At 54.7% G+C, this 13434-nt stretch carries 9 protein-coding genes; 7 read left to right on the top strand and 2 right to left on the bottom strand.

Going from position 1 to position 13434, the window contains the following annotated elements:
- Positions 1-13: 13 nt before the first annotated feature.
- On the bottom strand, positions 14-1015 hold the full coding sequence (locus ABV298_RS01835) for a LacI family DNA-binding transcriptional regulator (protein ID WP_353720501.1): 1002 nt from the start codon (positions 1013-1015) through the stop codon (positions 14-16).
- Between the two features lie 329 nt (positions 1016-1344).
- Between ABV298_RS01835 and ABV298_RS01830 the strand changes: the two genes are divergently transcribed.
- From ABV298_RS01830 to ABV298_RS01800, 7 genes are read left to right on the top strand one after another with little or no spacing between them, the layout of a single operon-like run.
- Positions 1345-4371, top strand: coding sequence for a TonB-dependent receptor (locus ABV298_RS01830; RefSeq protein WP_353720500.1), 3027 nt, complete (start codon positions 1345-1347; stop codon positions 4369-4371).
- A gap of 37 nt (positions 4372-4408) precedes the next feature.
- Positions 4409-5845, top strand: a complete 1437-nt coding sequence (locus tag ABV298_RS01825) for a RagB/SusD family nutrient uptake outer membrane protein (protein WP_353720499.1) — start codon at positions 4409-4411, stop codon at positions 5843-5845.
- 20 nt (positions 5846-5865) lie between these two features.
- A complete protein-coding gene (locus ABV298_RS01820; RefSeq protein ID WP_353720498.1) occupies positions 5866-6870 on the top strand; it encodes a hypothetical protein in 1005 nt (334 codons plus the stop codon).
- A complete protein-coding gene (locus ABV298_RS01815) occupies positions 6854-7069 on the top strand; it encodes a hypothetical protein (protein WP_353720497.1) in 216 nt (71 codons plus the stop codon). The genes ABV298_RS01820 and ABV298_RS01815 overlap by 17 nt, the downstream gene beginning before the upstream one ends.
- Before the next feature lie 16 nt (positions 7070-7085).
- Positions 7086-8075 carry a hypothetical protein gene (locus ABV298_RS01810; RefSeq protein ID WP_353720496.1) on the top strand — a complete coding sequence of 330 codons (990 nt, stop codon included), beginning with the start codon at positions 7086-7088 and terminating at the stop codon, positions 8073-8075.
- Entirely contained in the window at positions 8072-10036 is a 1965-nt protein-coding gene (locus tag ABV298_RS01805; protein WP_353720495.1) for a heparinase II/III family protein, read from the top strand. The genes ABV298_RS01810 and ABV298_RS01805 overlap by 4 nt, the downstream gene beginning before the upstream one ends.
- A 12-nt stretch (positions 10037-10048) precedes the next feature.
- Positions 10049-11920 (top strand): alpha/beta hydrolase-fold protein, encoded by a 1872-nt coding sequence (locus tag ABV298_RS01800; protein WP_353720494.1) that lies wholly within the window; start codon positions 10049-10051, stop codon positions 11918-11920.
- Positions 11921-11923: 3 nt separating this feature from the next.
- Here the strand turns inward: ABV298_RS01800 and ABV298_RS01795 are convergent, their stop codons facing one another.
- Entirely contained in the window at positions 11924-13432 is a 1509-nt protein-coding gene (locus ABV298_RS01795) for a DUF1501 domain-containing protein (RefSeq protein WP_353720493.1), read from the bottom strand.
- Between the last annotated feature and the right edge of the window lie 2 nt (positions 13433-13434).

Genomic DNA, 13434 nt, shown 5'->3' with positions numbered 1-13434 from the left:
TGTCGGACAACCGCTAACTCGACCCCCGCAACACCAGCGAACTCTCCAGTACCACCCGCTCGAATGCGAACCGGGTACTGTTCAGTTCCTTGAAAACCAGTTCCATGGCTTTTACACCCATCTCGTATGCAGGCTGGGAGACGGAGCTTAGGGGTGGGTCGAGGAGCTCGTTGGTGGGCTCGTTATAAAAACCGATGATAGCCAGGTCGTGCGGGATGCGGATGCCGCGTTGCCGGGCGATGACAAGCGCCCATTGGGCAATCTGGTCGCTGTATGCGAGGATGGCGTCGTGATCGGCCCCGGAGTCGAAGAGCTCGTTGATGGCGGCGACGATGGATTCCTTTTCCTGGTCGGCGACTTTGATAATGCGCTGATCAAGCGGAATGCCGTGGTCGGAAAGGGCCTGCGAATAGCCCTCGAAACGTTTCTGGCTGATTTGCAGATGCTGCGGGCCCCTGAAAAACGCTATTTTGCGCCGTCCCTGCCCGATTAGCACCGACGTAGCCTCGTAGGCCGCCCCGTGGTTGTCGATCAGCACCTTGGAGCAGGTAATTTCCTCACAATCGCGGTTGAAAAGCACCAGTGGCACATTCTTGCGTTGGATTTTCAGTAAATGATCGTAATTGGTGGTGTTGGCCGACATCGAGAGTACGATTCCCGACGTCCGCGAGCTCAGCAAGCTGTGGATCTGGCGTACTTCCTTTTCGTAACTGTCGTCCGTTTGGCAGATCAGCAGCTGATAGCCATGCTTTTCGGCGACTTCGGCCATGCCCGGGATAGCCTGCAGATACAATGCGTAGCTGATTTTCGGCACCACCACGCCAATGGTGTTGCTGCGCCGGTTGAGAAGCTGGAATGCGAGCTGGTTAGGTTCGTAGTCGAGCTGCTCGGCGAGCTCATACACGGCTTGCCGGGTGGTTTCTTTAATGTCCGGATGATTTTTCAGTGCCCTCGAAACGGTGGAAATGGAAATCCCCAGTTTGGTGGCAATGGTTTTCAGTGTGATGTCCTCCATAGTTTTATCGCGCGGCCGACTTGAAAAAATCTAACTTGCATTCTTCCCTAAAAAAGCAGAAGAAATCCTTCTGAACCAAAAGATTACGGCGGCTATTTCGATCCGTATTTTCTGCAAAGGTTTGCGGAAAGGTTTGCGGAAATTTTTTAAGCCTTTTGTTTGCAAGCACTTGAAGAAATTTCTTCCTTACTGATAGATAGTGTTTTACTGACACAATTAAGATATTGTAAATCATGGTAAAATACAACTATTCCTAAACCTGAACCTATTTGCAGTCTGTTCCTAACCCGGGCTTCCGTATCCGCGAAAGTCCATTTCCGTTTCATGCTATGAAGAAAAACTACAAACTGACGGGCGCGCTGCGGCTTTGCCTGTCGCTCACCGCGCTGTTTCTCTGGCTGACAGCCGGTGCATGGGCCGCCTCCGTTCGCGGACGGGTTACGTCCGAGAAGAATGATCCGCTCGTAGGCGTTAATGTGATCGTGAAGGGGACTTCCACAGGCACCAGCACCGATGCCGACGGGCGTTTCAGCATCCATCTGCCCGATGGCAGTAACACACTCATTTTTTCCTTCATCGGGTATGTTTCGAAGGAAGTCACGGTAGGCAATGAGTCGGAAATCACTGTAAAGCTGGCGGCGGACACCAAAATTCTGAACGAAGTGGTCGTGGTCGGTTACGGTACACAGCGCAAAAGCGACGTCACGGGCTCTTTGAGCTCTATTTCCGCCGATCAGTTCAGGGAGCAGCCTGTCAATCGCCTCGACCAGGTGTTGCAAGGCCGGGCGGCAGGCGTGCAGGTCACCAATGCATCGGGTTCGCCGGGCGGCGATGTGCGTATACGGATCAGGGGCGCAAATTCCATCAACGGCGATAACAGCCCGCTGTATGTAGTCGATGGCTTCGTAGGGGCGGATTTTAACAACATTAACCCCGACGACATCGCCTCGCTGGAAGTGTTGAAAGACGCGTCGGCGACGGCCATTTACGGAAGCCGGGGATCGAACGGCGTGATTATCATTACCACTAAAACCGGTAAGAAAGGTGCGATGCAGGTCAATTTCGTGGCTCGGTTTTCATCCTCGTCGGTTTTGAAGCGGATGGACCTGCTCGGTGCGGCGGAGTATGCCGAGACGGTGAATGCCCGGGCCGCGGCTACCAATTCCAATCCGGTGTTCACGCCGGCCCAGATCGACCAGTTCCGGCAGAACGGAGGTACCGACTGGCAGGACGAAATCCTACGTAAAGCGGGCGGGCAGGAATACCAGCTCGGCATTTCGGGAGGTAGCGACAAAACCACTTACCTGATTTCGGCAAACTATCTAAAACAGAACGGGATCGTGAATAACTCCGATTTCCGGCGCTATTCGGTCCGCTCGAACATCAGCTCGCAGGTTTCCGACAAGTTTTCGGTACGGCTGAATTTTACAGGCACGCGGCGCGAAAACCATAATACGGGCGGCACGGGCGCACGCGGGAGCGCACTCGGGCAGGCTTTCGCATGGGCGCCTACCACGCCCGTGTACGACGCCAACGGAAACTACACCTACCGCGACCCGACTGGCTCGATCTTCGAAAACCCCGTCGCGCTGACCACCGACGCCGACAACCGCACCAACCGCAGCATCGTAAACCTGATCGGCGGACTGCGCTATGAGTTCATTCCGGGGCTTGCGCTGGACGTCCAGTATGGTGTAAATTATATCAACCAACAGGATAAGACTTATGCCGGGCCGCTCATTTCCTCCTATTTGCCCCGCGCAGGCCGCAGCTCGGGCGAGCAGATCACTTTGCAGAACACCAATTCCCTGAATTACAAGAAAATATTCGGTAAGCACAGCTTCGACATTATCGGCGTTTTTGAAACCCAGAAACAGATCGGCGAATCGTTCTACGCCAATGCGACCAATCTGACCTACCCGGCGCAGTCATACAACAACCTGGCATTGGCCGCTTCTAACCTCATTGGTTCGGGATATTCCAAATGGAGCCTGATGTCGTACCTCGGGCGGATCAATTACGGCTTCAACGACCGCTATCTGCTCTCGGCGACGGTCCGGCGCGATGGTTCCTCGAAATTCCAGGGTAACAATAAGTGGAGCGTATTCCCGTCGGTGGCTGTGGGCTGGAAGGTTTCCGAAGAAGCATTTATGAAAAGCCAGCATGTATTCGGGAGCCTGAAACTCCGCGGCAGCTGGGGATTGACGGGAAATCAGGCCATTAATCCATACGGAACGCTTTCAAGTTACATTACCAATGTCGATGACGCCGCCGTGGCTTTCACTTCGGGGTATTTTACCAATGGCATTACCAATGGTATCGTGCTCGGTAACCCCGGTAATCCCGATTTGAAATGGGAAACAACCGGGCAGGTAAACGTCGGCCTGGATGCGGAGATCCTGCATGGACGGGTGTCGTTTTCCGCCGACTATTTTGTGAAAAATACCCGCGACTTACTGCTGAGCCAGCCGCTGCCTGCCTATATCGGTGGAAACACTATCCTCAAAAATATCGGCGAGGTACAAAATAAGGGCTGGGAGTTTTCGGTGGACGCCGACATCCTGCAAGCCGGGGAATTCCGCTGGAACAGCAATATGAATGCCACTTTTATCAAAAACAGGGTGGTGAAACTGGCTTCCGCGAGTGACACTATTTTTGCCGCCACGGAATTCGTGCTTATTCCCGGCCAGCAAATGGCGGCTTTCTGGGGACTTAACTACCTCGGAACCTGGAAAGCCAACGAAGCCGATCAGGCGGCGGTTTACAATCAGAAACCCGGCGACGCCCGCTATCAGGACCTGAATAACGACAAGGTGGTGGATGCCAAGGATTATCAGGTCATCGGCAACGGAATGCCTAAAACCACTTTGGGATGGAATAATACATTTACTTACAAAGGCTTGTCCCTGAACGTTTTCCTGCAAGGGGTTTTTGGGTTCGACAAACTGAATTACACCTATGCGAACGGCATCGTAGGCAGCACCGATGTACGCCAGCCGACGTTCGCGGCGATCAGGGACCGCTACATTCCGGGCGTGAACGAGACTTCGGACATTCCGGCGTTCAGCAGCGCGAAGGAAAATTTCTATACGCAGTCGACCCGCTTTCTGGAAAAAGGCGATTTCCTGAGAATGAAAAATGTCAGTCTGGCTTACGATCTTCCGAAAGCCCTCGTGAAGAACGTCGCGGCGATCCGGGTATTCGTAAGCGGGACCAACCTTTTGACGTTCACGAAGTACAAGGGGATCGACCCGGAGTCGACTTCGAATGGCGTGGGCGACATTGTGCAAAACATCGACCATGCTTCTTACCCCAATGCAAAGACCTTCACTGCGGGCCTTAATGTGACATTTTAAGCCATTTTAGCTATACATATTATGAAAAAATTAGCCATTGTTATTCTGCTCGTCGCGGCGGCGGGCTGTAAGGATTTTCTCGAAGAAGACCCTAAAAGGGCAGGTGGTAGGCACCAACGCCATTTCCGATATTGCCGGACTCGAAGCGGCGTTGACCGGAAGCTACAAGGGGTTGCTGCGCACATGGGCACGTGGTTTCCTGACGTCCGCGATTCAGGGCTACGGCATGGGAGCGGACGATATTTCCACCATTTCGGGTGGTAACAAGGCCGATTTCCGGGAGATCGACCAGTTCAACGTGACGTCGGCCAACCCGCGTTTGTTCCAGATCTGGAGCGGTTGCTACAAAACCATCCAGGGCGCCAACAACATCATCAATAACTACCAGCGGGTAACCGGCGACCCCGTGCGTATCAATTCCATCGTCGGCGAAGCGTATTTCCTTCGGGCGCTGGGGTACTACTGGCTGGTAAGGGGTTATGGGAACATTCCCCTCATTACCACCGCCGATTTTTCGGACGACCTGCTGACCATTCAGAAAAGTGCGCCCGCAGAAGTGTACAAACTGATCGAGGAAGATTTACAAAAGGCGGAAGCCATGCTGCCCGACAAAAAACGTGACCCGGGCAGGCCCAATAAGGGTTCTGCGAAAGCCATGCTCGCCGACGTGTACCTGACAGAAGGCGGCTGGCCCATCAAAGACGCTTCGAAATACGCATTGGCGGCGGCGAAGGCCAGGGAAGTGATCGATAATAAAGATCTGTATGGCTTCGACCTCGTGCCGGACCTGGCTACATTGTGGTCGGGAACCGCAACGGCCGCAGGTACGAAGGAAGAGGTTTTCGCATTCCAGACCTCGGAGAATTTTGGTGGCTCGACCAACTCGTTTTATGGCCTGCCGACCGTTCCGGGAGATGAAAACGGCTGGGACGATTACCTCGCGGAGATCACCTTCTTTAATAAATTCCCGGCCGGAAAACGCAAGGATGTTACTTTCCATACTGTTTTCGCCAAACCGGACGGCACGAAAATTCCCTGGCAGCAAAGCCTTTCGAAGCACCCGTATTATGCCAAATTCCGCCTGGCGGACAATACCAAGTTTACATCGTCGATGCCGGTGCATATGATCCGTTACGCGCATGTGTTGCTCGTGTACGCGGAAGCGCAGGCCAGGGCGGGAGCGTCGCCCGATGCGCTGGCGTATGCGTCGGTGAATGCGGTGCGCAGGCGTGCGGGGCTGGCCGATCTGAGCGGTTTGTCGAAAACAGCTTTCATAGATGCCGTTATCGACGAGCGTGCGTGGGAGTTTGCAGGCGAATGGACGCGCTGGTTCGACCTGCTGCGTCTCGAAAAAGTGGCCGAAGCGAATGCCCACAAGGCTCCGGACGACCTCAAACCGATCGGCGACCTTTCGAAAGGCAATTACTGGTACCCGGCCCCGATCGGCGATGCCAATATCAATCCAAACTTGTAGTTCCGACTGTCCCCTTGTTTATGACCCGCATTTTCAAAACGTTTCAGCTTCTATTAGTCATTTTAAATATTTCGAATGCAGCAACCGCGGCCGGTGACGACGGGGCATTGATGTGGGAATATACCCGCGGCGATCTCGCCCTGAAATGGGACCTGGCGAAAGACAAGGCTGTTCTGACACATCGCACGGGTGGTTCGGTAATGTGGCAGGGCAGCCTGTTGCCTTCGTTGTGGTATGAAAATCCGAAAAAGGAGAAAAAGTATTCCAAAGCGGTGGCAAAGTCGGCGGTCCGTGAAGGCGACAGGCTCGTTGTTTCGCTGCAATGGCCCGGTCTTGGCAAGGGCCGGCTGGTCGTCGACCGGAATGCGACCGGCTGGCGGTATACTGAGCTCTCGGCGGAATGGGCTGCATTTACTCCAAAAATCATTGAAATGTACCTCGGCGCGTCGCTAGCCACGAACGGAACCAATGTACAGCCTACCTGGGCGCGCCCTTTCATGCCCGACTGGCAGTCGTTCGGCTACTGCGTGCCGGGCGCCAAAGCGGGAACAGTTCAGAGCTATTTCCGCAGTTGGGATTTTGGCCATGCTACCATAGCGCTGGGCAATTTCGGGCCGTCCATGGGCACGCCCTACGGCGCCGCATTTCCTCGACCGGTGCTTTTTGCAGGAATGGGTTCGGACGGTGGCTGGCTCACGGTCGGCGCGGGCAGCGTGCCGGAGGGGGCGATGTCGCTGAAAATCCAGTCCACCCGGGGCTGTTTCCAGTTCCTGTACCGCGAGGACTTGTGGGGGGGCAAAAAGAGGCCAAACCCGTATCTGGAAAGATCTGGCCCGGTTTGCGTTCGATACCTCGGCGTACGCGAGTTTTCGGCGGTATTATGCCTCATTTCCGGAAGTCGGCAAATCGGCGGAAGGGGAGTCGCTGCGGCGGCAAACCGTGTCGATCTGGAATACCTGGGGAATGTGGCGGTTGAAAAAATACCCGATCCGGCCTATTGCCGATTTTATGGAGGATATGCGTAACGAGGTGATGGTACTCGACGATCCGTGGGAGTCGTCGCAGGGCTCCGGCGTGCCGGATTTGAAGAAGTTTCCGGATTTTTATCAGGACATCGCCTATATACGGAACAAAGGCGTAGAGGTAGGTGTGTGGGAAACGATCGGCTGGATCAAGGACACAGCTGCCTGTGGTTTGGGTAAAAAAAGATTTGATCCTGGATAAAAATGACAAGCCGTGCATGGCTAACTGGAATTTCGATCCGCAGGGAGATGCCTATTATTGCCTGGATTTCAGTTCGGAGAAAACAAAGAAATTCCTTCGTGACCGCACCATCCGTATCATGAACGAAATCAAGCCGCGTGTCATCAAGCTGGATTTCGGTTATGGATTACCAAGCCCCGATATGGGCGTGCCGCGTGATCCGGAGCTGCGGGGCGAGAAACACACGTTCGCATTGATGGAGCAAATTGTGAAAGCCGCCAAAAGCATCGACCCGCATGTTGTAATTATGGGTTATGGCATCAGCCCGCTGTGGGTGCCGCTCACCGACCTTGTTTCCCTCGACGACCAGGGTGACCTGTGGTTCGAACTGCACCGGGGGCATCAGGAATGGAGCATTTGGGCATCGCTGTTGTCGGGCTACGGCGTGGCTATCAGCGGGTCGTCGTGTTACGACTGGGCCCTGGATGACGGCATTTTACTGAATTCGGTGATTTTGGGTTCGCCGGGAGCGGTTCTGCCTGGTGAAATCAGTGAAAAAGAGGGGGTACAGCCCCGGTTTCTTAACCGACGGCTTGCGGTTAATCTCTGGCATCGCCGTACTGCCCGTTGGGAGCCCCGCTGGTATAACAGCGGCACAGGCAATATGCAGGGGCCGCCGCATTTGAAGTGCTGGGGAAGGATCGAGGCGGGAGCCCTTACCGCATTGGTTCTGCGTGAGCCGGAAAGCCCCGGTCAAACCATCGAAAACATTAACTGGACGGGCAAATGGGCATTGATTTCCCAGGACGATGCTTCCATCGAATCGTCCGGCAGGGTAGCCGTCATACCCTTCTCGCCGGGGCTAATCTCTTTTTCTTTCAAAACCAAACCCAAACAGATTATTCGTCGCAATATAGACGGGGAAGCGGTTACCGACCAATGGGATTGGCGGGACGGCAGGCTCACGATCGGGGTGAACGGGGAAGAGTTTATCCATACGGCGGGATTTTTAGTTCAGGCACAATGAGTTGGTCGGGAAAACAACTATCCGCGCTTGCCGCTCTGCTGTTGCTCGCAGGAATAGCGGCGGATGCGCAACCATTCGATCGGAATTTGATGGCGAAGTTCGGCCGGGAGGAAATTGCCGCATCGCTGATTTCCAAAGACCAGTGGAGGCCGTTTCCGAAAACAACTGCGGAATGGGAGCGGATGGTGCCGCCGGGGACAAGACAGGCGCTGATTGCCGATGCCGGGCGGTATCTGAACAAGTCCTTCGCCGCCTTGCCCGCTGCATCGATCCTGGAATACCACCGAAGTGGCAATCGCACCGCTTATGAGGACGTGTCGTTTGCGAAACGCGAGCAGCTTTTCGCATTGATACTCGCCGAATCGCTGGAACGGAAAGGGCGGTTCCTGCCCGACATCGTGAACGGAATCTGGTCGACCTGCGAGGAAAGTTACTGGGGCATTCCCGCGCATTTGTACCTGCAACGCGCAGGCGCGGGTATGCCCGATGTGCAGGACCCTTCGGTGGATATTTTTGCCGTGGAGGCATCGACCTTGCTCGGGCTGGCCGACTATTTCCTGGCCCCGCAACTGGACAGTATTTCGCCATTGCTTCGGAAACGCATTTATTATGAGGTAGACCGTCGCATTCTCACGCCTATGGAAAAATACAGCGCGGGTTACTGGTATATGCAAAAAGGTACCAAAGCCGCCCCTGTAAACAATTGGAACCCCTGGGTCGTAAGCTGCTGGATGACCACGCTGTTGCTTGTGGAACCCGACCAGCAGCGAAGGGTGCGCGAATTGCACCATGCAATGCTCACCCTGGATAACTACCTGAACTGGCTGGGAGAGGATGGTGCGATCGACGAAGGTCCCAGCTACTGGTCGGGGGCGATAGGGCGGCTTTTCGATGCGCTGAATGTGCTTGAAAGCGCCTCAGGCGGGAAACTGCAGATTTACGACGAGCCGCTGGTGCAAAGAGCGCAATCGTACATTTATAAGGTGCATATCGCCGGCAATTACTTTATCAATACCGCCGATGCGTCACCGACGATCGATCAGGACGGACTTTTACTCTACCGGATTGGCCGTTCGGTGGGCGACGATACAATGCGCAAGTTTGGAAGCTGGGCTTACCATCATTTGAATAATGGCGAAAAGAGCCCGGCCCCCAAAGATTTTTCCAAAACCCGTCGTCTGTGGAACCTGCTTGCGATCCGGGAATGCGCGGCGGGGCAGGGCGAACCGCCCGCATTGGCGGATGTCTGGCTGCCGGGCATTCAATTAATGGCCTCCCGAACACCGGGAGGATTGTTCGTGGCCTCGCATGGAGGGCACAATGCGGAGAGCCACAACCACAACGATGTGGGCGATTTCGTGCTTTACGCGGGCGGCGAACCGGTGGTAATCGACGTGGGATTCGGTACTTACACGGCCAAAACATTCTCCAAAGAGCGGTACACGCTTTGGTACAATAGCTCGGCTTATCATAACCTGCCGGTCATCAACGGGTTTGCGCAGAAAGCGGGTGCGCAATACGAGGCACGGCAGGTTGTTTACCGGAAACCCGCACAGGGCGCCAGCCTGGAAATGGATATCGCAGCCGCATATCCGGCTGAGGCAGGTGTCATTAGCTGGAAACGCAGTGTCACGCTCGATAAGCCGCGCAACGAACTGGTGATCCATGACCGGTACAGTCTCGAAGACGCCGTCAAGCCGCTGACGCAGATTTTTATGACGGTTAGCAACGTGCAGACCGACCAACCCGGCCGGGTGACGTTTGAAATACCCAATCAGAAACCGGTGACGATGCATTACGACCCGGCATTCTGGCAAGTGAACAAAGAGCGAATGCCCATGAACGCGCCGGACGAGAAACGCCTCGCCGACAATTGGGGCCACAGGACGGTGTGGCGCATCCTGCTCACCGCCCGGATACGCGGGAAATCCGGAGATCTCCGGTATATTTTTAAACAATAGCATTCCATCACTATGAGACTCCATCCGTGTATCATTCGTGTATTCGTGGCAATTATCCTGCTAGCCTCCACAACTGTGCAAGGCCAGCAACCCGTTCCATATCAGGACCTGACCCACGACAGCGAAGTTTTCGGCCACAAAAAACACTACCGGCTGTACCTGCCCGCTGGTTATGGGCAATCAACGAAACGGTACCCGGTGATCTATTTTTTTCACGGCTGGGGCGGACGGCATTTCAAGGACGACAATGCGAAGCTGGAATATGTCCTGCTGCAAAAGCTGGTGGATAAGTACCAGGCCATTATGGTAATGTGGGACGGCAATATCGAGGAAAGCGAGCCCCGGCCTTACAATGTTGGTAATCATGAGGATGTGAAGTTTCAGGTGCAGATGAAGGATTATTTTCCGGAACTCGTGGGCCACGTCGACCGCACTTACCGCACGTTGCCCGACCGGGACCACCGCGGTATCATCGGATTCAGCATGGGCGGGTTCATGTCGCTGTATTTGTCGGGGAAATATCCAGATATGGTTTGTGCGGGCGTGAGCATGATGGGCAGCCCCGAGTTTTTTGTAGGAACGCCCGGTAACCATACGCTCTATTCCGTGCGCTATACATTCGGAAATTTGCAGGACGTAAAAATGCGCATTCATACCAGCCCGACAGACATCCTGTATTTCCTCAACCAGGAAGTAAAAGCGGGAGCGGCCTGGGAGGGGAAGGAAATTGAAATGGAGGAATTCCCGGGCGGGCATATGGTCGACGATCCGGGACAGACCCGGCGGTTCGGGAAAGCGATGGCATTTCTGGCAAAAGAGTTCGGCCGGAAGCATCCGGCCCCGAAACAATGGTCGCATTACGATCTGTACGGCGATTTCCGCCTTTGGGGTTATGAGGTAAAAAGCGGCAAGGCGCAGCCGGGATTTATTTATTTGAAAGATGTTACGCCGCACGGTTTCGGCATTTATACCCGAAAATGGCTCCCGCACGGACCAATGGTGCCTATCGGGCCTATTCAGGTCAAAACTGCGCCGGTCTACAAACCCGGAGCGGATTACAAGCGGGTTAACTACTCATTTAAAACACAGGAAACCTCTATTTCCGACGTAAAGGCCGACGCATTGGGGAGTATTATCCTCGAATTCGACGCAGAAGGTAACGAGACGGGAATTTTCGGGACGGACGATAAAGCCCGCTGGGCCTTTCTCGATTTTGATGCGAAGGGAAAGACCTGGTTAAAGAATGGTGTCAATGCATTTAAAATCAGGCTGCTTAACCGCGGGGGCGATCATGGCGAAGCGCCCAAAGTGACGGTGAGCTCGCCCGACAAGGATATTGTAATTACAGGCGGCGCCAAAACAATGCAGGCCAAAACGGGTGAGAGGGTATTGCAAATGCCTGAATTTGAGGTGATATGTAACAAAAAGCCGCCATTGCACGCCGAGCCCGGGGATGCCAGGCTGAAAATTGTGGTTCAAAACGGCAGCACGACGGATAGCACAGTAATTCATGTCCCTGTCGATTACGATGTGCCCTATTTCACCAATATCAAAGTCGATGACGGCAAACCGGTGCGGCAGGCCGCGCTGGGAAGGGGCAATGCGGACGGCCGGGCGAACGCCGGAGAGGATATTCTTTTGTATGAGGGCGACAAACGATTGAAGGTCAATATCAGCAACACGGGTATCGATACCTCGCGCGAGCAGTTCACCGACGAGATGATTCCCGCCCGCTGGCCCGACGGATTTACACAACAATCGATTATTCGTATTGCCCCCGGCGCTACTGAAATCGAATGCCTCGCGAGCTACGAAACCAAGACTTTCAATCCCATCGAACGTAAGGTCACATGGGGGCGGGTCAGGTTGAGGGTTGAAAAATAGCGCTCAGGCCAGAATATCCTTCACAAGTTTGCCGTGGACGTCAGTCAGCCGGAAACGCCTGCCCTGAAACTTGTAGGTAAGCCGCTCGTGGTCGACGCCCATTAAATAAAGGAGCGTGGCGTGGAAGTCGTGCACGTGGACAGGGTCTTTGACAATGTTGTAGCTGAAATCGTCCGTTTCTCCATAGCTGAAACCGGATTTGACGCCCGCACCGGCCATCCACATCGTGAAACAGCGTGGATGATGGTCGCGGCCGTAATCCGTGGCTGTGAGTTTGCCCTGCGAATACACCGTACGGCCGAATTCGCCGCCCCAGATCACCAGCGTGTCGTCGAGCAGGCCGCGGCGTTTCAGGTCCATGATCAGCGCGGCTGTGGCCTGGTCGGTAGCCTTGCATTGCTGGGCAATGGCTTTGGGCAACCCGCCGTGCTGGTCCCAGCCCTGGTGATAAAGTTGCACGAATTTGACGTCCTTTTCGAGCAGTTTGCGTGCTAGCAGGCAATTGGCCGCATAGGTACCGGCATCCCGGCTGTCGGGGCCGTAGAGCTCGAAAACATCGTCGGGTTCTGCGGAAGTATCCATAACCTCGGGAACGGAAGTCTGCATCCGGAACGCCATTTCGTACTGCGCAATGCGGTTGTTGATCTCCGGGTCGCCGTATGCGTCGTTTTGTAACTGGTTCAGTTTGGAGAGATAATCGAGCATTTCCTTCCGGTCGCGGCCGTCGTAGCCTTCCGGATTGTTCAGAAAAAGCACAGGATCCTTTCCTGAACGGAACTGCACGCCCTGGTGCCGCGATTCAAGGAAGCCGTTTCCCCACAGGCGCGCGTAAAGCGGCTGGTCCTTGGGCGCATTCTTCGAAACCAGCACAATGAATGTGGGCAGATTGTTATTGTCGCTACCCAGTCCATAGCTCACCCAGGAGCCGATCGATGGCCGGCCCGGAAGCTGGTTGCCGGTCTGGAAAAAAGTGATGGCCGGGTCGTGGTTAATCGCTTCGGAATAAATGGATTTGACGATACAAAGGTCGTCCACCACTTTGGCCGTATAGGGCAGCAGTTCGCTCACCCAGGTCTTTGTCTTGCCATGTTGTTGGAAACCGTAAATGGAAGGCGCCATAGGCAAAATGCTCTGGCTGGCGCTCATGCCGGTAAGCCGCTGGCCTTTCCGCACCGAATCGGGCAGGTTCTGGCCTGCCATCCGTATCAGTTTGGGTTTATAATCGAACGTCTCGAATTGGGAAGGCCCTCCTGCCATGAACAAATACACGACCCGCTTCGCTTTGGGTGCGATATGCGGCAGCGCTTTCAGAATATCCGCTTCCAGGTCGCCCGACGGGGCTTGCCGCGACGCCGAGCCGTATAGTTTGTCTAATCCAAAAAGCGAGCCTACGGCCAATGCGCCTATCCCCAGCGATGTCCTGGTGAGAAAACGGCGGCGGTCCAGTTTCCGGTGCAGTTCGTTGAACTCAGGCGTATGCAGGCGGAATTCTTCGTCGTGATGGTGCTGCATGG

The sequence above is a fragment of the Dyadobacter sp. 676 genome (assembly GCF_040448675.1).
Lineage (GTDB): Bacteria > Bacteroidota > Bacteroidia > Cytophagales > Spirosomataceae > Dyadobacter.
The sequence above is the reverse complement of the archived record's forward strand: the minus strand, read 5'-3'. Positions and strand labels throughout refer to the sequence as shown.